17 protein-coding genes are annotated in these 19,879 nt (G+C 60.0%); 15 read left to right on the forward strand and 2 right to left on the reverse strand.

Annotated elements, in window-relative coordinates:
- Entirely contained in the window at positions 1–540 is a 540-nt protein-coding gene (gene rloA / locus BMX68_RS02295) for a retropepsin-like aspartic peptidase RloA (RefSeq protein WP_017134248.1), read from the reverse strand.
- A 300-nt stretch (positions 541–840) separates the two neighbouring features.
- On the opposite strand from rloA, the gene BMX68_RS02300 reads away from it, so the two are divergent.
- The 5 genes from BMX68_RS02300 (at position 841) to prpF (ending at position 7,732) form a co-directional block, all read left to right on the forward strand.
- The gene (locus tag BMX68_RS02300; protein ID WP_017134247.1) at positions 841–1,563 is read left to right on the forward strand and encodes a GntR family transcriptional regulator; all 723 of its coding nucleotides are present in this window, start codon (positions 841–843) and stop codon (positions 1,561–1,563) included.
- Entirely contained in the window at positions 1,560–2,459 is a 900-nt protein-coding gene (gene prpB, locus BMX68_RS02305) for a methylisocitrate lyase (RefSeq protein ID WP_017134246.1), read from the forward strand. Before BMX68_RS02300 ends, prpB begins: the two co-directional genes overlap by 4 nt.
- 57 nt (positions 2,460–2,516) lie before the next feature.
- Entirely contained in the window at positions 2,517–3,644 is a 1,128-nt protein-coding gene (gene prpC, locus BMX68_RS02310; protein ID WP_017134245.1) for a bifunctional 2-methylcitrate synthase/citrate synthase, read from the forward strand.
- Positions 3,645–3,887: 243 nt separating this feature from the next.
- Positions 3,888–6,470, forward strand: a complete 2,583-nt coding sequence (gene acnD, locus BMX68_RS02315; protein ID WP_017134244.1) for a Fe/S-dependent 2-methylisocitrate dehydratase AcnD — start codon at positions 3,888–3,890, stop codon at positions 6,468–6,470.
- A 71-nt stretch (positions 6,471–6,541) separates the two neighbouring features.
- Entirely contained in the window at positions 6,542–7,732 is a 1,191-nt protein-coding gene (prpF, locus tag BMX68_RS02320; protein ID WP_017134243.1) for a 2-methylaconitate cis-trans isomerase PrpF, read from the forward strand.
- Positions 7,733–7,777: 45 nt separating this feature from the next.
- Here prpF and ppsR read toward each other — a convergent pair whose 3' ends face one another.
- Entirely contained in the window at positions 7,778–8,596 is an 819-nt protein-coding gene (ppsR, locus tag BMX68_RS02325) for a posphoenolpyruvate synthetase regulatory kinase/phosphorylase PpsR (RefSeq protein ID WP_017134242.1), read from the reverse strand.
- 294 nt (positions 8,597–8,890) lie between these two features.
- On the opposite strand from ppsR, the gene ppsA reads away from it, so the two are divergent.
- The 10 genes from ppsA (at position 8,891) to sctC (ending at position 19,878) form a co-directional block, all read left to right on the forward strand.
- On the forward strand, positions 8,891–11,266 hold the full coding sequence (ppsA, locus tag BMX68_RS02330) for a phosphoenolpyruvate synthase (protein WP_060783854.1): 2,376 nt from the start codon (positions 8,891–8,893) through the stop codon (positions 11,264–11,266).
- A gap of 103 nt (positions 11,267–11,369) precedes the next feature.
- A complete protein-coding gene (locus tag BMX68_RS02335; protein ID WP_017134241.1) occupies positions 11,370–12,341 on the forward strand; it encodes an alpha/beta fold hydrolase in 972 nt (323 codons plus the stop codon).
- A gap of 414 nt (positions 12,342–12,755) precedes the next feature.
- Entirely contained in the window at positions 12,756–13,247 is a 492-nt protein-coding gene (rraA, locus tag BMX68_RS02340; RefSeq protein ID WP_017134240.1) for a ribonuclease E activity regulator RraA, read from the forward strand.
- A 29-nt stretch (positions 13,248–13,276) separates the two neighbouring features.
- Complete coding sequence (gene cmaX / locus BMX68_RS02345) at positions 13,277–14,272, forward strand: divalent cation transporter CmaX (RefSeq protein ID WP_017134239.1); 996 nt, start codon at positions 13,277–13,279, stop codon at positions 14,270–14,272.
- Between the two features lie 64 nt (positions 14,273–14,336).
- Positions 14,337–14,582 carry a hypothetical protein gene (locus tag BMX68_RS02350; RefSeq protein ID WP_017134238.1) on the forward strand — a complete coding sequence of 82 codons (246 nt, stop codon included), beginning with the start codon at positions 14,337–14,339 and terminating at the stop codon, positions 14,580–14,582.
- A 2-nt stretch (positions 14,583–14,584) separates the two neighbouring features.
- Positions 14,585–15,409: a mechanosensitive ion channel family protein gene (locus BMX68_RS02355; protein ID WP_017134237.1), complete on the forward strand. Its 825-nt coding sequence runs from the start codon at positions 14,585–14,587 to the stop codon at positions 15,407–15,409.
- Between the two features lie 91 nt (positions 15,410–15,500).
- Positions 15,501–16,091: an RNA polymerase sigma factor SigX gene (gene sigX / locus BMX68_RS02360; protein ID WP_026013444.1), complete on the forward strand. Its 591-nt coding sequence runs from the start codon at positions 15,501–15,503 to the stop codon at positions 16,089–16,091.
- A gap of 106 nt (positions 16,092–16,197) precedes the next feature.
- Positions 16,198–17,181 carry an OmpA family protein gene (locus tag BMX68_RS02365; protein ID WP_017134235.1) on the forward strand — a complete coding sequence of 328 codons (984 nt, stop codon included), beginning with the start codon at positions 16,198–16,200 and terminating at the stop codon, positions 17,179–17,181.
- 361 nt (positions 17,182–17,542) lie between these two features.
- On the forward strand, positions 17,543–18,217 hold the full coding sequence (locus BMX68_RS02370) for a helix-turn-helix domain-containing protein (protein WP_017134234.1): 675 nt from the start codon (positions 17,543–17,545) through the stop codon (positions 18,215–18,217).
- Complete coding sequence (gene sctC / locus BMX68_RS02375; RefSeq protein WP_083400853.1) at positions 18,214–19,878, forward strand: type III secretion system outer membrane ring subunit SctC; 1,665 nt, start codon at positions 18,214–18,216, stop codon at positions 19,876–19,878. The genes BMX68_RS02370 and sctC overlap by 4 nt, the downstream gene beginning before the upstream one ends.
- The last annotated feature ends 1 nt before the right edge of the window (position 19,879 follow it).

The following is a 19,879-nucleotide window of genomic DNA, read 5'->3' on the forward strand; positions in this document are numbered from 1 at the left end:
TTACTCGGCGGTTTGAGCGTCGTCGGTGCAGGCGGGTTTGCCGGCAGCGTATTTAAGACTCGGATCGACCAGCGCGTCGAAGCGCTTGAGCGCCTCGGAGCCAATCAGAAGCGGGTATTGGAATGTGCTTCGGTCGGTCAAGTTCACTTCAATACTGCGTAAAGCCGCCCCCATGCAAATATTCAGGGTAATCACCGGGCGGGCGGTATAGGTCTTGTCCTCATCCGGGTCGTAGTCGCCGGAGCGCCGCTTGATCTTGCTGACACGGGCTAGCGGCAGCTCAATGGGGTGCGAATGGGCGGCGTCGATGGCCAGGTAGAAGCGCACCCAGCTTTCGCCGTCGCGCTTGAAACGTTTTATGTCACGGGCACTGAGGGAGGCGGTCTTGGCCCCGGTGTCGAGTTTGGCCGCGACTTCCAGGTCGATTCCCACCAGGCTCGCGTACTCGTTCAGGCCGTAGACGGTCTTTTCGGTGGCGAGGCTCAAGCCTGGCAGACCGAGCAGCAACAAAAGCAGTAGGGAGAAGGGCTTGAGTCTCATAAATCCTGGCGCGTATCGGGCAATCTTGATTCAAGGTGACTGGCAATACAGCGCAAGCTTCCTCGTGCGTCTGTCAGATTCAGATAAAGATGACAGGCATGGCATCGTCTGGTGCGCGCGGCATTCTAGCACGCTGGTTTTATGGCGCCAGCGCTGGGGACGCTTCCTGTCGGTTGTCTCCACCGGCAAGGGGTGTTTGCGTCAGCTCTTAGACTATTGTCGACAATGCTAATTAATTCTTTGACTGAAAGGGTCGTATTGGCTAGTTTTAGCGTTATTGGTTAGAAAGGTGTCGACAATATGCTGGGAGAGCTGGAGCCGGTCGTGACTGTCCAGGAAGATTCCGAGACGCTATCCGAGAATGTCTTTCGGCGCATCCAGGCAGCCATCGTCAAGGGCGAGATCGCCCCCGGCAGTAAGATTTCCGAGCCGGAGCTGGCGCGCACCTATGGCATCAGCCGTGGCCCGCTGCGCGAAGCCATCCATCGCCTCGAAGGTCAGCGCTTGCTGGTACGGATCCCCCATGTCGGGGCGCGGGTGGTGTCCCTGAGCCATGCCGAGCTGGTCGAACTCTATGAAATCCGCGAGTCCCTCGAAGGCATGGCCTGCCGCCTGGCGGCCGAGCGGATGACTAGCGAAGAGATCGAAGAATTGCGTCAGGTGCTGCACACCCATGAGCGTGACGCGGCGTTCCAAGCGGGTGTCGGTTATTACCAACAGGAGGGCGACTTTGATTTCCACTACCGGATCATTCAGGGCGCCGGCAACCGGACCCTGACCCAAATGCTCTGCGGCGAGCTGTATCAGTTGGTGCGCATGTATCGCATCCAGTTTTCCGCTACGCCCCACAGGCCGCGCCAGGCCTTTGCCGAACACCACCGGATTCTCGATGCCATTGCCGATCGCGACGGCGAACTGGCCGAGTTGTTGATGCGTCGTCATATCGGCGCGTCGAAACGCAATATTTCGCGTTACTACCAGGACAGCGCGAAACCGACAGCCACTCCACGAGGTGAGTCATGAGTCAGGGTTCCAACAAAAACACGCCCGGTCAGCGTTTCCGCGATGCGGTCGCCAACGAGCATCCGTTGCAAGTGGTCGGTGCGATCAACGCCAACCATGCGTTGCTGGCCAAGCGTGCCGGTTTCAAGGCGATCTACCTGTCGGGCGGTGGTGTCGCCGCCGGCTCCCTGGGTATGCCGGACCTGGGTATCAGCGGCCTGGATGACGTGTTGACCGATGTACGACGCATCACGGATGTCTGCGACCTGCCGCTGCTGGTGGATGTCGACACTGGCTTTGGTTCCTCGGCGTTCAACGTCGCCCGCACTGTCAAGTCGATGAGCAAGTTCGGTGCGGCGGCGATTCATATCGAGGACCAGGTCGGCGCCAAGCGCTGTGGCCACCGTCCGAACAAAGAAATCGTCTCCCAGCAGGAAATGGTCGATCGCATCAAGGCCGCCGTGGATGCTCGCAGCGATGATAGCTTCGTGATCATGGCGCGTACCGACGCGCTGGCCGTGGAAGGGTTGGAGTCCGCCCTGGATCGCGCCGCCGCCTGCATCGAGGCGGGTGCCGACATGATTTTCCCGGAAGCCATTACCGAGCTGGCGATGTACAAGCTGTTCGCCAGTCGGGTGAAAGCGCCGATCCTGGCCAATATCACCGAGTTCGGCGCGACGCCGCTGTACACCGTCGAGCAACTGGCCGGTGCCGATGTGTCGCTGGTGCTGTACCCGCTGTCGGCGTTTCGCGCCATGAACAAGGCGGCGGAAAACGTCTACACCGCGATTCGTCGCGACGGCACCCAAGCCAACGTGATCGAGACCATGCAGACTCGTATGGAGTTGTACGATCGTATCGACTACCACACCTTTGAGCGCAAGCTCGACGCGCTGTTTAGCCAAAAGCAGGGCTGAGGCCTGGCCCCCCCCGACTTGCCGGGCCCCAAATAAACTCAACAATTGGAGAGAGCAATGGCTGAAGCAAAAGTACTGACTGGCGCCGGCCTGCGTGGCCAGGTGGCCGGGCAAACATCCTTGTCCACCGTGGGCCAGGCCGGTGCTGGCCTGACCTATCGCGGTTATGACGTGCGTGAGCTAGCGAGCGAGGCGTGCTTTGAAGAAGTCGCCTACCTGTTGCTGTACGGCGAATTGCCGAGCCAGGCCCAGTTGAGTGCCTACATGGATAAACTGCGTACCCTGCGCGATTTGCCCCAGGCCCTGAAAGAAGTGCTGGAGCGAATTCCCGCCGACGCCCATCCGATGGATGTGATGCGTACCGGTTGCTCGTTCCTCGGCAATATTGAGCCTGAAGGCGATTTCTCCCGCCAGCACGCAGCCACCGACCGGCTGTTGGCCGCGTTCCCGGCCATCGTGTGCTACTGGTATCGCTTCAGTCACGAAGGCCTGCGCATCGATTGTGTGACCGACGAGGCTGCCATCGGCGGGCATTTCCTGCACCTGCTGCACGGCAAGGCGCCGAGCGAGCTGCACCGCAAGGTGATGGACGTGTCGCTGATCCTTTATGCGGAACATGAATTCAACGCTTCGACCTTTACCGCGCGAGTCTGTGCTTCGACCCTGTCCGACCTGTTCTCCTGCGTCACCGCGGCCATCGGTTCGCTGCGCGGACCCTTGCATGGCGGTGCGAACGAGGCAGCGATGGAAATGATCGAGCGTTTCAGCTCGCCGCGAGAAGCCGTCGAAGGCACCCTCGGCATGCTGGCGCGCAAGGACAAGATCATGGGCTTCGGCCACGCGATCTACAAAGACAACGACCCGCGCAATGAAGTGATCAAGGGCTGGTCGAAGCAGCTCGCCGACGAGGTGGGTGACAGCGTGCTGTTCGCGGTCTCCGAAGCCATCGACAAGACCATGTGGGAGCAGAAGAAGCTGTTCCCCAATGCCGATTTCTACCATGCCTCGGCGTACCACTTCATGGGTATCCCGACCAAGCTGTTCACGCCGATCTTCGTTTGCTCGCGCCTGACCGGCTGGGCGGCGCATGTGTTCGAGCAGCGTGCGAACAACCGCATCATCCGTCCGAGTGCCGAGTACATCGGCGTCGAGCAGCGCAAGTTCGTGCCAATCGAGCGTCGCTGACCGAGCAGGCGCAAACCGTTTCAGGGGCTGTGACTGGCCCGATTTGTGACGAGCAGGCTTGTCCTCCGTTGGGTTGCGCGGCGACCCCGAATCCAGACAGCGCGGTGTGTCATATAGAACGCGTTCAATGGTTTTGCAACTGCTGCGCGGTCGAGCGTGGGCAAGCCCACTTGCCACCGGTTACAGTCCGGCTCCAGAGACTTTGCACCCGTCGTTGACCTTACCGTGAGCGAGTCCGATATCATGAATACTCAATACCGTAAACGCCTGCCCGGCAGCCACCTGGATTTCTTCGACGCCCGCGCGGCGGTCGATGCCATCCAGCCCGGCGCCTACGACAGCCTGCCTTACACTTCCCGCGTTCTCGCCGAAAACCTGGTGCGGCGCTGCGATCCGGCGACGCTCGGCGACTCCCTCAAGCAATTGATCGAGCGCAAGCGCGACCTGGATTTTCCTTGGTTCCCGGCACGTGTGGTCTGCCATGACATTCTCGGCCAGACCGCCCTGGTCGACCTGGCGGGGCTGCGCGACGCCATCGCGGTCCAGGGCGGCGACCCGGCCCAGGTCAATCCGGTGGTGCCGACCCAGTTGATCGTCGATCACTCCCTGGCCGTGGAGCGCGGCGGTTTCGACCCGCAGGCCTTTACCAAGAACCGCGCCATCGAAGACCGGCGCAACGAAGACCGCTTCCACTTTATCGACTGGACCAAGAAGGCCTTCAAGAACGTCGATGTCATCCCGCCGGGCAACGGCATCATGCACCAGATCAATCTGGAGAAGATGTCCCCGGTGATCCAAGCGCGTGATGGCGTGGCCTTCCCGGACACCTGTGTCGGCACTGACAGTCATACGCCTCACGTCGATGCGTTGGGGGTGATCGCTATCGGTGTCGGCGGTCTGGAGGCCGAGAGCGTGATGCTCGGCCGGGCGTCGTGGATGCGCCTGCCGGAAAGCGTCGGCGTCGAACTGACCGGCAAGCTGCAAGCGGGCATCACCGCCACCGACATGGTATTGGCGCTGACCGAGTTTCTGCGTCAACAGAAGGTGGTGGGTGCCTGGCTGGAGTTCTTCGGCGAGGGCGCCGGCGCACTGACCCTGGGCGACCGCGCAACGATTTCCAACATGGCACCGGAGTACGGCGCTACTGCGGCGATGTTCTTTATCGATCAGCAGACCATCGACTATCTGAAACTGACTGGCCGTGAAGACGCACAGGTGCGGTTGGTCGAAAGCTACGCCAAGCACACAGGCCTGTGGGCCGACAGCCTCAGGAGCGCCCGGTACGAGCGCGGTGTACGGTTCGATCTGTCTTCGGTGGTGCGCAACATGGCAGGTCCCAGCAACCCTCACGCCCGTGTCGCCACTCGCGATCTGGCGGCCAAAGGCATTGCCGGCCCGTGGAGCGATGTGCCGGGGCAGATGCCCGACGGTGCGGTGATCATCGCCGCCATCACCAGTTGCACCAATACCAGCAACCCGCGCAACGTGATCGCCGCCGGTCTGTTGGCCCGCAATGCGAACAAACTGGGCCTGACCCGCAAGCCATGGGTCAAGTCGTCGCTGGCGCCGGGTTCCAAGACCGTGGCGCTGTACCTGGACGAAGCCGGGCTGACCAAGGAACTGGAGCAGTTGGGCTTTGGCGTGGTGGCCTTCGCTTGTACCACTTGCAACGGCATGTCCGGCGCCCTGGACCCGCTGATCCAGCAGGAAATCATCGACCGCGATCTCTATGCCACCGCCGTGCTGTCCGGCAACCGCAACTTCGATGGACGTATCCATCCCTATGCCAAGCAGGCCTTCCTGGCGTCGCCGCCGTTGGTGGTGGCCTACGCGATTGCCGGCACCATCCGCTTCGACATCGAGAGGGACGTGCTCGGTCTGGACGCCGAGGGCCGGGAAATCCGCCTCAAGGACATCTGGCCAAGCGATGAAGAAGTCGACGCGGTGGTCAAGGCGTCGGTGAAGCCCGAGCAGTTCCGCCAGGTCTATATCCCGATGTTCGCCATCCACGAAGACACCGGCCCCAAGGTCAAGCCGTTGTACGACTGGCGGCCGATGAGCACCTATATCCGCCGTCCACCGTACTGGGAAGGCGCCCTGGCCGGTGCGCGACCGCTCAAGGGTATGCGCCCGCTGGCGGTGCTGGGGGACAACATCACCACCGACCACCTGTCGCCGTCCAACGCCATCATGCTCGATAGCGCGGCTGGCGAGTACCTGGCAAAAATGGGCCTGCCGGAAGAGGACTTCAACTCCTACGCGACCCACCGGGGCGACCATCTCACCGCGCAACGCGCGACGTTCGCCAACCCCAAGCTGTTCAATGAAATGGTCGTGGAAAACGGCAAGGTCAAGCAGGGTTCCCTGGCGCGGGTCGAGCCGCAAGGCCAGGTCATGCGTATGTGGGAAGCCATCGAGACCTACATGCAGCGCAAGCAGCCGTTGATCATCATTGCCGGTGCCGACTACGGCCAGGGCTCGTCCCGTGACTGGGCGGCCAAGGGCGTGCGTCTGGCCGGGGTCGAGGCGATTGCCGCCGAAGGCTTCGAGCGCATCCACCGCACCAACCTGGTGGGCATGGGCGTGTTACCGCTGGAGTTCCTGCCGGGAACCGACCGCAAGACCCTTGCTATCGACGGTACCGAGACCTTCGATGTGCTCGGCGAGCGCACGCCGCGGGCGACCCTGACCCTGGTGATCCGGCGCCGCGACGGTGAGCGTGTCGAGGTGCCGGTGACTTGCCGTCTGGACACCGCCGAAGAGGTTTCGATCTACGAGGCCGGTGGGGTCTTGCAGCGTTTTGCCCAGGACTTTCTGGCCGGCTAGACGAGGACGATCGTTGCCACGCTGGCGTGGCAACGATCAAAAATAGGTGTTCAGACTCCGCAGGAGCTTTTATGGCCCACGTAGCGCAAATCAAGATTCCCGCCACCTATATGCGTGGCGGCACCAGTAAAGGCGTGTTCTTCAACCTCGACGACCTACCGGAAGCGGCGCAATTGCCAGGTGCCGCGCGGGATGCGCTGTTGTTGCGAGTGATCGGCAGCCCAGACCCCTATGAAAAGCAGATCGACGGCATGGGCGGGGCGACCTCCAGCACCAGCAAGGCGGTGATTCTGTCCAGGAGCCTCACGACTGATCACGATGTCGATTATGTGTTCGGCCAGGTGTCGATCGACCAGCCGTTTATCGACTGGAGCGGTAATTGCGGCAACCTGTCGGCGGCGGTCGGCTCGTTCGCCATCCATGCGGGTCTGGTGGAGGCGGGACGTATTCCACGTAATGGTGTGGCGGTGGTGCGGATCTGGCAGGTGAATATCGGCAAGACGATCATTGCCCATGTGCCGATCACCGAGGGCGAGGTTCAGGAAACCGGCGATTTTGAACTCCACGGCGTGACCTTTCCCGCCGCTCAAGTGCAACTCGAGTTCATGGACCCGGCGGCCGAGGAGGAGGGTGCGGGCGGTTCGATGTTTCCCACCGGCAACCTGGTGGACGACCTGGACGTGCCGGGTGTGGGTACCTTCAAGGCGACCCTGATCAACGCCGGTATCCCGACCATCTTCCTCAATGCGGCGGATATCGGCTACACCGGCAGCGAGTTGCAGGGCGATATCAATGGCGATCCCAAGGCCCTGGCAATGTTCGAGACGATCCGCGCCTATGGTGCGCTGCGTATGGGCCTGATCGCCCATATCGACGAGGCGGCTCAGCGCCAGCACACGCCCAAAGTTGCCTTTGTCGCCCCGCCAGCCAGCTATACCGCCTCGAGCGGCAAGCCGGTGGCGGCGGGTGAGCTTGATCTGCTGGTGCGGGCATTGTCCATGGGCAAGCTGCACCACGCCATGATGGGCACGGCGGCAGTGGCTATCGGCACGGCGGCGGCGATTCCCGGCACCCTGGTCAATCTGGCGGCGGGCGGTGGCGAGCGCAGTTCAGTGCGCTTCGGACATCCTTCGGGTGCTTTGCGTGTCGGCGCCGAGGCGATCCTGGCCGACGGTGAATGGCGCGTGGTCAAGGCCATTATGAGCCGCAGTGCCAGGGTGCTGATGGAGGGGTGGGTACGTGTGCCCGGCGATGCGTTCTGAAGAGAGACGGCAAGCAGTAATAAGCCGGCGCAAACGACAGTCGTGTTATTTGAAGCGCCGCTCCACACCTTTTTCCACGAGGATCTTCGCCGAAATCTCTTCTACGGAAAAATGCGTGGAGTTGATATGCGCGATATTTTCCCGGCGGAACAGGTTTTCCACTTCGCGCACTTCGAATTCGCACTGGGCGTAGCTCGAATAGCGGCTGTTGGGTTTGCGTTCGTTGCGGATCGCGGTCAGGCGGTCCGGGTCGATGGTCAGGCCGAACAGCTTGTGCTGGTGGGCACGCAGGGCGGCTGGCAGTTGCAGGCGCTCCATGTCGTCCTCGGTCAGTGGATAGTTGGCCGCGCGGATGCCGAATTGCATCGCCATGTACAGGCAGGTCGGGGTCTTGCCGCAGCGCGATACGCCCACCAGGATCAGGTCGGCCTTGTCGTAGTAGTGGGTGCGGGCGCCGTCGTCGTTATCGAGGGCGAAGTTCACTGCCTCGATTCGTTCCATGTAGTTGGAGTTGCCGCCAATGGAGTGAGATTTACCCACCGAGTAGGAGGAGTGCTCGCTCAGCTCCTGTTCCAGTGGAGCGAGGAAGGTGGAAAAAATATCGATCATGAAACCATTTGAAGTCGCGAGGATCTCACGGATGTCTTGGTTGACGATGGTATCGAAGATGATCGGTCGAAATCCGTCCTTCTCGGCGGCGAGATTGATCTGTTGTACCATGGCCCTGGCCTTGTCCACGCTGTCGATATACGGACGAGTGAACTTGGCGAAGGTAATATTCTCGAACTGCGCCAGCAGGCTTTGACCCAGGGTTTCGGCGGTAATGCCGGTGCCATCGGAAATAAAGAAAGCAGATCGTTTCATTTGCACCTTGGGCCTTAAGCTGATGACGATTCTTGGATATGATAGGCGCGATTTGCCAGTCCAGAATGGTCGGCATTCTCACTTATTTTCCAGGTCCAGGCCACATAGCGTCTGCATAAGCGTTCGCCGAGCGGCGATCAGGCAAGGTAAGAACAGGCAAGGAACGGCTGGAGTCGCGTCCGACTTGAGCCCGCTAATGAGCCTCCGAGCCTGTTCTTAACGCAGTATGATCGTCGCAGGCAACTCTGCAGCTCGCTCCGAGCTTTTCCAACACAGTTTAGTGGAGAGATCACCTTGGTAGAGTACGTAGTTTCCCTCGATAAGCTCGGCGTCCATGATGTAGAGCACGTAGGGGGCAAGAACGCATCCCTGGGCGAGATGATCAGTAACCTCGCGGGTGCCGGCGTGTCGGTCCCCGGCGGCTTTGCCACTACGGCTCAGGCGTATCGTGATTTTCTCGAACTCAGTGGCCTGAACGATCAGATCCATGCGGCGCTGGATGCGCTGGATGTAGATGACGTCAATGCCCTTGCGAAAACCGGCGCACAGATCCGTCAGTGGATCATGGAGGCCGAGTTTCCCGAAAAGCTCAACGCCGAAATCCGTAGCGCCTTCGCTATCCTGTCGGCGGGCAATCCGGACATGGCGGTGGCTGTGCGTTCCTCGGCCACCGCCGAAGATCTGCCGGACGCCTCCTTCGCCGGTCAGCAGGAAACCTTCCTGAACATTCGTGGCGTGGAAAACGTCATTCGTGCGGCCAAGGAGGTGTTCGCCTCGCTGTTCAACGACCGTGCCATTTCCTACCGGGTGCATCAGGGCTTCGACCATAAGCTGGTGGCCCTGTCCGCTGGCGTGCAGCGCATGGTGCGTTCGGAAACCGGCACCGCCGGGGTGATGTTCACCCTCGACACCGAGTCGGGCTTTCGTGATGTGGTGTTCATCACCGGCGCCTACGGCCTGGGCGAGACCGTCGTCCAGGGCGCGGTGAACCCGGATGAGTTCTACGTTCACAAGGGCACGCTCGAAGCCGGTCGTCCGGCCATTCTGCGTCGTAACCTGGGTAGCAAGGCGATCAAGATGATCTACGGCGACGAGGCTAAGGCCGGTCGTTCGGTCAAGACCGTCGATGTCGACAAGGCCGACCGCGCGCGTTTCTGCCTGAGCGATGCCGAAGTCAGCGAGCTGGCCAAGCAAGCGATGATCATCGAGAAACACTACAAGTGCCCAATGGACATCGAGTGGGCCAAGGATGGTGACGACGGCAAGCTGTATATCGTCCAGGCTCGTCCGGAAACCGTGAAGAGCCGTACCCAGGCCAACGTCATGGAACGCTACCTGCTCAAGGAAACCGGCACCGTGCTGGTGGAAGGCCGCGCCATCGGCCAGCGTATTGGCGCCGGCAAGGTAAGGATCATCAAGGACGTGTCCGAGATGGACAAGGTTCAGGCCGGTGATGTGTTGGTCTCCGATATGACCGACCCGGACTGGGAGCCGGTGATGAAGCGTGCTAGCGCCATTGTCACCAATCGTGGTGGGCGCACTTGCCACGCGGCAATCATCGCCCGTGAGTTGGGGATTCCCGCAGTCGTGGGTTGCGGCAATGCCACCGAACTGTTGAAAGACGGCCAGGGCGTCACCGTGTCTTGTGCCGAGGGCGATACCGGCTATATCTTCGAAGGTGAACTGGGCTTCGATATCAAGAAGAACTCCGTCGATGCCATGCCCGAGCTGCCGTTCAAGATCATGATGAACGTCGGTAACCCGGACCGCGCCTTCGACTTCGCGCAGTTACCCAACGCCGGTGTGGGCCTGGCCCGCCTGGAGTTCATCATCAATCGCATGATCGGCGTGCACCCCAAGGCGCTGCTGAACTACGCCAGTCTGCCGCAGGAAATCAAGGACAGCGTCGACAAGCGCATCGCCGGCTACGACGACCCGGTCGGTTTCTATGTCGAGAAGCTGGTCGAAGGCATCAGCACTCTGGCCGCCGCGTTCTGGCCAAAAAAGGTCATCGTGCGGCTGTCGGATTTCAAGTCCAACGAATACGCCAACCTGATCGGCGGCAAGCTCTACGAGCCGGAAGAAGAAAACCCGATGTTGGGTTTTCGTGGTGCCTCGCGCTATATCAGCGAATCGTTCCGTGACTGCTTCGAACTCGAGTGTCGCGCGCTCAAGCGTGTGCGCAACGAGATGGGCTTGAGCAACGTCGAGATTATGGTGCCGTTCGTCCGTACCCTCGGCGAAGCCAGCCAGGTGGTCGAGCTGCTGGCCGCCAACGGCTTGGCCCGTGGTCAGAACGGCCTGCGCGTGATCATGATGTGCGAACTGCCCTCCAACGCGATCCTGGCCGATGAGTTCCTCGAGTACTTCGACGGCTTCTCCATCGGTTCCAACGACCTGACCCAACTGACCCTGGGTCTGGATCGCGACTCGGGGATCATCGCGCACCTGTTCGACGAGCGTAACCCGGCGGTGAAGAAGCTGTTGTCCAATGCCATCCAGGCCTGCAACAAGGCCGGCAAGTACATCGGTATCTGTGGGCAAGGTCCTTCCGATCACCCGGACCTGGCGCGCTGGTTGATGGAGCAGGGTATCGAGAGTGTTTCCCTGAACCCCGATAGCGTACTGGAAACCTGGTTCTTCCTGGCTGAAGCTCAGACTCAGGCCTGATTCAAGTGAAATGAAATGCCTGCCGGCTTTATGAGCTGGCAGGCATTTTTATATGTGCAGGGCGAGGCCACACAGGAGTCGCCCTTTTTTGTGCAAGAGCATTATGCAAAGCAGCAGTCATCTTTTTCCCGTGGCTTTGCTCAGCGCCGAGCGTTGTGGTGATCTGAGCGAAGACGTCTATCGTTTAAAACCGGGTAACAGCCCCGATGGTACGGTTGAACTGGCGGTGACCCGTCTGGGCCTGGCCGATCAACTGCAAGTGCGTGGCATGCCGGTCATTCTTCTGCATGGTAGTTTTTCCAACCGGCGTTTCTGGTATTCCCCCAAGGGCATCGGCCTGGGCGCCTATCTGGCGCGTGCCGGATTCGATGTGTGGATCGCGGAAATGCGCGGGCACGGGTTGTCCGCGCGCAATCAGGATTATCGCAAGAACCGCGTGGCCGACTATGCGCGCTACGATCTGCCGGCCATCGCCGCCTTTGTCCGCGAGCGGAGCGGGCAGGTGCCCCACTGGATCGGCCATTCCCTGGGCGGCACCACCCTGGCGGCGGCCCTCGGTGGTCAGCATCTGAGGGCGCCGGACGTGGCCTCGGTGGCCCTGTTCGGCTGCCAGGTCAGTCGTATCTATTGGCCGTTGAAGATTCCCCCGGTGGAGTGGAGCGCACGCTTGCTGCTCAAGTCCTTCACCCACCTGTCCGGCTCACGTCTCAAGCGTGGGCCGGAGGATGAGCCGATCGGCCTGGCCCTTGAAAGTCTGCGCTGGCATGGCTTGTGCGGACGTTTCGGGGATAAAGAACACAATTGGTGGGAGGGCCTGGCGCAAGTCGACGTACCGGTGCTGGCGGTCAGTGCCGCGGGTGATCGCCAGGATCCGGACTGGGCCTGTCGTCAGTTGTACGAGCAGATAGGCTCGCCACTCAAGCGGTTTATCTGTCTGGGGCGCAAGGCCGGGTTCGGTTCGGATTTCGGTCATATCCAGATGCTGGTCAGCAAACCGGCACAAGCCGAAGTCTGGCCATTGGTGGCCGACTGGTTGCGTGATCAGCCGTCTTTATTGCGGTCTGAGTCAGTCTGATGGTCTGTGTGACAAGTTCTGTCAGTCAATTTCGGCGCCACCAGCCAGTGCCGGCGTTGCTACCTTATCGGCTACTAGGTTCAGCAAACGCTCTAAGAAGGGCATTTCGCTTCGAAGTGGTAGCGGCTAAGATAAGCGGCATTGCGCATTTTGGGTCATCGTCCAAACATCCGCTCGGGGGAGCGCTTCTCTAAGCAAGCTGCTCTAGTGGCCTGTGTGGTGAGTTCTATGAGTCAGTTTCGGCGCCACCCGCCCCTGGCCGGTGTTGCCATTGCTTGCCATAGCCCGGCTAGCCGGGTCACAGCGCCTTGGCCATGGACGGGTGGCATCCGAGCTTGAGCTAACGAACTCACCGTACAGGCCACTAGAGGGTCGACACAACGATCGTGTTCTCTCACCTACAGGAGTTTACCCATGAACCATTACGTCACTCCCGACCTATGCGATGCCTATCCGGAGCAGGTGCAGGTGCTTGAGCCGATGTTCAGCAACTTCGGCGGTCGAGACTCCTTTGGTGGCGAGATCGTGACCATCAAGTGCTTCGAGGACAACTCGCTGGTCAAGGATCAGGTCGAACTCAAGGGCGCCGGCAAGGTGCTGGTGGTCGATGGCGGTGGATCGCTGCGCCGGGCATTGCTCGGTGACCTGCTGGCTGAGAGGGCGGCGAAGAACGGCTGGGAAGGATTGGTGATCTACGGCTGCATCCGCGATGTCGATGTGATTGCGCAAACCGACCTGGGTGTGCAGGCACTGGCCAGCCATCCGATGAAGACCGACAAGCGCGGCATCGGCGACCTGAACGTGCCGGTCACCTTTGCCGGCGTCACCTTCCGTCCGGGCGAATATGTCTATGCGGACAACAACGGGGTGATCGTCTCAGCCAGTCCGTTGAAGATGCCTGAGTAGTTTTTCGAAATGGAATTACAGGAGTAAGGATGTTCGAGGAAGACAACGCGCAATGGGGGCTGGTCCATGCCTTGGTTCTCGATGGTAAGGGCAGTGCGCGCTCGATTGCTCGGACGCAGCTGGACGATCTGCAGTTGCGGCCGCAGGAAAGTCTTTGGCTGCACTGGGATCGCAGCCACCCGCAAACCCAGGCCTGGTTGCGTGCATCCAGTGGCCTGAGTGAATTCAGCTGCGACCTGCTATTGGAGGAAAACACCCGCCCACGCCTGTTGCCGTTGCCAGAGAGTGAATTGCTGCTGTTTTTGCGCGGGGTCAACCTCAATCCAGGCGCCGAGCCCGAGGACATGGTCTCGGTGCGCATCTTCGCCTCGGCCCAGCGGGTGATTTCCCTGCGCTTGCGACCGTTGCGCGCGACCGATGAACTGCTGGTCCAGTTGGAGGCGGGCAACGGGCCGAAAACCGCCTCTGAGCTGATCCTCTACCTGGCCCAATACCTGACGCTGAAGGTTCAGGATCTGGTCAGCGACCTGTCGGAAGTGGTCGATGACGAGGAGGAAAAGATAGATGCCGACGAACGGTATAGTCCCGAGCATGGGGCGATCGTACAGATACGCCGCCGGGCAGTCGGGCTGAAACGCTTTTTGGCCCCGCAGCGGGATATCTTTGGCCAACTGACGCGCATCAGGTTGTCCTGGTTTGCCAGCGACGACGCCGACTACTGGAACGAGTTGAACAACAGCCTGACCCGTTATCTGGAAGAGCTCGAATTGACTCGAGAGCGCCTGGGGCTGGTGCTTGAGGCCGAAGACCGGCGTCTGAACGTGCGCATGAACAAGATCATGTATCGCTTCGGGATCATCACCGGGATTTTCCTGCCGATGAGTTTTCTCACTGGTTTGCTGGGAATCAATGTCGGCGGGATTCCAGGGTCCCAGGACCCCTATGGATTTGCCATCGCTTGCCTGTTGATCGCCGCCCTGGCGCTTGGCCAATGGTGGTTGTTTCGCCGTTTGCGCTGGCTGTAAAACATGTTTGATGTGACTCGGGAAATTCTGATCGCGTCTTTCCAAGACATTCCGAGAGGTGCGTATGCACGATCCGTTTGAACAGTCTCTGCGTGACATGCTCAGGGCCTCGCCGTCCAGCCGTGACGACGATGCGTGTTTGGGGCGTGTCCTGAAAACCGCCAACCGTCAGGTCGGCGCAGGTGATCTCTTCAGTTTGCTGGGGCGTTGGCTGCAAGCGCTGCTGATCGCGCTGAACAGTGGATCGGCGCATGTCATGCCGGTTTCCCGTCGTACCCCTACTGCTCGCTCTACGGATAAGGCTGATTGAATATGGAACTTGATCTCTGGACCCGGAGCCTGGTAGCGGCGATGACGGCGTTGTGGACGAAGGTCGCAAACTTCATCCCCAACCTGTTTGGTGCCCTGGTTGTGCTGCTGCTGGGGTTTGTGGTGGCCAAGCTGCTCGATACCCTGCTGTCCAAGTTACTCGCCAAACTAGGGCTGGATCGCCTCATGGGGGGCACCGGGCTGACCAAGTTGTTGAGTCGCGCGGGCATTCAGGTACCGATCTCGACCCTGATCGGCAAGATTGTCTATTGGTTCATTTTGCTTATTTTCCTGGTTTCTGCCGCCGAATCCCTTGGACTTGAGCGAGTTTCGGCTACGCTCGACATGTTGGCTCTGTATTTGCCGAAGGTATTTGGCGCGGCGCTGGTCCTGTTGGTGGGTGTATTGCTGGCGCAACTGGTCAACGGTCTGGTGCGCGGTGCCGCCGAAGGCGTGGGCCTGGACTATGCCAGCGGCCTGGGGCGGGTGGCCCAGGGGTTGGTGGTGATCATCAGTATTTCAGTGGCGATCAGTCAGTTGGAGGTCAAGACCGACCTGCTGAACCATGTGATTGTGATCGTGTTGATTACCGTTGGTCTGGCCGTTGCATTGGCCATGGGCCTGGGCAGTCGGGAGATTGCCGGGCAGATTCTTGCGGGAATCTATGTGCGTGAGTTGTATCAGGTTGGGCAACAAGTGCGAGTTGGCGAGGTCGAAGGCCAGATCGAAGAGATCGGCACGGTTAAAACCACATTGCTGACCGATGAGGGTGAGCTAGTCTCTCTCTCCAATCGGATTCTGTTGGAGCAGCATGTGAGTAGCCGCTAATCCGGCAAACCCTGCTAATGTATGCGGCCGCAAAAAGCCCGCGATTTTTGGGCCGCGGCGTACATTGACCTGACTGTCGGCATGACTCGTTTTGAATAAAACCCAATCGCTATCCATGCGCTACGATCCCCGCGAGCTCTCCGATGAGGAGCTTGTTGCGCGTTCGCATGCGGAGCTTTTTCACGTGACGCGTGCCTACGAAGAGTTAATGCGTCGCTATCAACGAACTTTGTTCAGCGTTTGTTCAAGGTATTTAGGGAACGATCGTGATGCGGACGATGTCTGTCAGGAAGTGATGTTGAAGGTCTTGTATGGCCTCAAGAACTTTGAGGGTAAATCGAAGTTCAAGACATGGCTTTATAGCATCACGTACAACGAGTGCATTACGCAATATCGAAAAGAACGGCGAAAGCGTCGCTTGATGGACGCCTTGAGTCTCGACCCGCTCGAGGAGGCGTCGGAAGAGAAGGCGCCGGTACCTGAGGAAAAGGCCGGACTTGATCGCTGGTTGGGGCATGTAAACCCGATCGACCGGGAAATCCTGGTGCTACGTTTTGTCGCAGAGCTCGAGTTTCAGGAGATCGCGGACATCATGCACATGGGGTTGAGTGCTACGAAAATGCGCTACAAAAGGGCGCTAGATAAATTGCGTGAGAAATTTGCGGGTATTGCTGAAACTTAGTTCGACGCAAATATCTCTTACGTTCAGGCAAGTTCTGCTAGACTTGTCGCCGAGTTGTCCCCCGGTTTGGGGACTGATTCACAATCACCAGATGGGGATTTAACGGATGAAACTGAAAAACACCTTGGGCATTGCCGTTGGTACACTTGTAGCCGCAACTTCGTTCGGCGTCCTGGCACAAGGCCAAGGCGCGGTCGAGGGTGAGCTGTTCTACGGCAAGAAGTACAACGACAGCGTCAACCACGTTGAAGACGGCTATCAGCCAGGCGCGAGCATTGGCTACTTCTTGACCGACGACGTTTCCGTCAACCTGACCTACGGCAAGGACAACCACACTCGTTCGAACGACGGCACTGGCAATCAGAAGATCCGTGGCGATCAGTTCGGTCTGAACAGCCAGTACCACTTCGGTAGCGTTGGCGATGCGATCCGTCCATACGTTCAAGGTGGCGTGAAGTACGGCACCCTGACCAACGTGGCTGCTACCGGCCACACCGGTCGTGACCAGTCGACCTTCCTGACCGCTGGCGCTGGCGCCAAGTGGTACATCACCGACAATCTGTACGCTCGTGCCGGTGTTGAAGCCGACTACAAGCTGGACAACGGTCAGTGGGACTACATCCCTAGCATTGGTCTGGGCGTGAACTTCGGTGGTAGCGGTGGCAAGGTTGCTGCAGCACCTGCTCCAGCTCCAGTTGCCGAAGAGCCAGCACCGGTTGCAGAAGCTCCAGTCGCTGAAATGGTCAAGGTTCAGTTGGACGTGAAGTTCGACTTCGACAAGTCGGTCGTCAAGCCTAACAGCTATGCCGACATCAAGAACCTGGCTGACTTCATGAAGCAGTACCCTCAGACCAGCACCGTGGTTAAAGGCTATACCGATAACGTCGGTACCGATGCCTACAACCAGAAGCTGTCCGAGCGTCGTGCTCATGCTGTCGCACAAGTGCTGACCAATCAGTATGGCGTTGAGCAATCTCGCGTTAGCTCGCTGGGCTACGGTAAGAACAATCCGGCTGCCAGCAACGCCACCAAAGAAGGCCAAGCTATCAACCGTCGCGTAGAAGCTGAAGTTGAAGCCCAAGCTAAGTAATTAGCCTGGTCGTACCGAGAAGCCCGGCTCATGCCGGGCTTTTCTTTGTCCGCGATTTGCCTGAAGTTCTGCAGCTCAAGGGCGTGGATTATCAGCCGCTCAGCTAATACAGCTGCTGGCGTTGCGGCGTAGATTGCCGTTGTACCTGAACCACCGTTGGTAAGGGTTTTCAGTGATGGGGCAAGGTCATATGCCGGTAGCCCTTATTGTCGCGCACGAATCATCAACTTCTCATCATGATCTGTCGCTGGGAGCACGCGATGATCGCTGACGATTCATCGACAGACGGGTGGGATGCAGGGTGCAGGTTGACGAACGCTTCGCGATAACGTGTCCGGGGGTTCTATCCGCAGAGCGGGTCTTGTATGTACGGGCCGGCGACACCGGTGTGTGCCTGTCCCACGATGACCTGCAGGTTTGCTGGTATTTGCCCGCCGGCTGGCAGGGCCTGGTGGTTGGGCGTGGTGCGATGAAAGTCGTCTCCGGCGGGTTGGCCTGCGAGACGTTGTCGGGGACCTGCCTGATGAAGTTGCAGGTGTTCATCGATATGGGCGGTTGTTTCGAACGGCGCCGCTCGTCCGCCGAATCCTGGGCAGCCTTGCCGGTGAGCGCGGCAGCCACCACCAGCAAGGAGGGCTTGGAGCGGTGGTATATCGAGCGCGCATTGCGCGGTGGCGCCGATTATCGTCGGTTTGCCGGCGTGTTGCGCCAGAGTGCGAGCTACTGGCTGGTGCTGTTTCTGCTGGAGCAGGGAACCGCCAGTGAAAAGCTGATCGGCCTGGCCCGGCGTTATGGCGTCTCGGTCTCGCATTTTCGCCGCCTGTGCCACCAGGCTCTGGGCGGCGCAGCCAAGCCGGAACTGCGTGATTGGCGCACGGCCAAGGCACTGCTGCGGATGATTCGCGGTGGGGGCTCGCTCACCGATGTGGCACTGGAGTACGGTTATGCCTCCTCGTCGCATTTCTCCAAGGAGGTGCGCGAGCTGCTGGGCGTTGCGCCGAGCCGGTTGCTCGATCTCATGGAGCAGCGAGGTTGAAAGCGGCGCCGGCACGCGCCTCGCGTCGTTGGTTCGGCGTGCTGCTGCTGGCCTGCCTGACGGTCCCGCTGGCGGCTGGCGCACCGGCGAAAACAGAAGACTACGTGGCGCGCGAAGAAGGTCTGCGCAGCTTTTTCTCGGCGTTATCGGCGCCTCTGGGCAAACCGATCATCGTTAGCAAAGCCGCCGCCGGCAAACGCATCAGTGGTGAGTTCCCGCTGCATTCGGCGCGCCAGACATTCGACCGCATCGTCGCCCAGATGGGGCTGATCTGGTACAGCGACGGACAGGCCATCTATCTGTATGACGCTGGCGAGGTGAAAAGTTCGGTGGTAGCGCTGCGGGTGATCAGCGTCGAGACCCTCAAGCAGTTTCTGCGCCAGTCGGGCCTGGAGGACTCGCGTTACCCGTTGCGTAATGACGGTCGCCGGACCTTTTATATTTCCGGCCCACCGATCTATGTCGATCTGGTGATGCAGGCGGCTCAGTTGATGGACAACCAGCCCTCCGAGCTGTTGCTCGGGCAACAACGGATCGGTGTGATTCACCTGCTCAACACCTTTGTCGGCGACCGCAATTATGAGCAACGGGAACAAAAGGTCTCGATCCCAGGTATGGCCACGGTGATCGAGAGCCTGCTCAAGGGCGAGCAGAGCGGTGTCGAGCCACGGGTGGAGGTCTCGACCGTGGCGGGCAATCCGCTGCGTATGCCGCAGTTTCCCCTTGAAGGGCTGGCCACGCCGATTGCCCCGGATGATCCCACCGCTCCCCGGGTGCTGGCACGGGAAACTGCCGCCGGGAATATTCGCGTGGTGGCCTATCCGGATACCAACAGCTTGCTGGTCAAGGGCCTGCCCGAGCAGGTGCGCTTCATCGAAAACCTGGTGGCGGCGCTTGATATCCCCAAGCGGCATGTCGAGTTGTCGCTATGGATCATTGATTTGAACAAAGATGAACTGAATCAGCTCGGCGTGAACTGGCAAGGTGGGATCAATGCGGGCGGCCAGTTGGGTGTGTCGCTTAACAGCGGATCGGCGACGACCCTGGATGGCGTGTCCTTTATTGCCCAGGTCATGGCCCTGGCGCAGAAAAACCGTGCCAATGTGGTGGCGCGTCCGGTGATCCTGACCCAGGAAAACGTCCCGGCACTGTTCGACAATAACCGGACCTTCTATACGCAGTTGTTGGGGGAACGCAGTGTGGACCTGCAAAGCGTGACCTACGGTACACTGATCAGCGTGCTGCCGCGCTTTGCCATGGCCGATGAAATCGAAATGTCGTTGAATATCGAGGACGGCAGCGAGGTGGAACGTGGCGGGGATGACGGCAAGGTGCAGCCGATCCCGACCGTGGGACGCACCCGGATCAGCACTGTCGCCCGGGTGCCGCAGGGCAAGAGTCTGCTGGTCGGCGGTTTCACCCGTGACGATTACCGGGAACAGGTGGCGCGTGTCCCTCTGCTGGGTTCGATTCCACTGATAGGTGGATTGTTCCGTTACCGGGTCAGCAGTTCGGCCAACACGGCGCGAGTGTTCCTGATCCAGCCCAAGGAAATTCTCGGTGCCTTGCAGGAGAGCACTGAGCACCTGGGCAAAGGCTTGATGACCGCGCAGCAACAGGAAGCGGTGCGTCGGGCCTTCATGCGGGCGGCGCAGCACTGAC

The sequence above is a fragment of the Pseudomonas agarici genome (genome assembly GCF_900109755.1).
Classification (GTDB): domain Bacteria; phylum Pseudomonadota; class Gammaproteobacteria; order Pseudomonadales; family Pseudomonadaceae; genus Aquipseudomonas; species Aquipseudomonas agarici.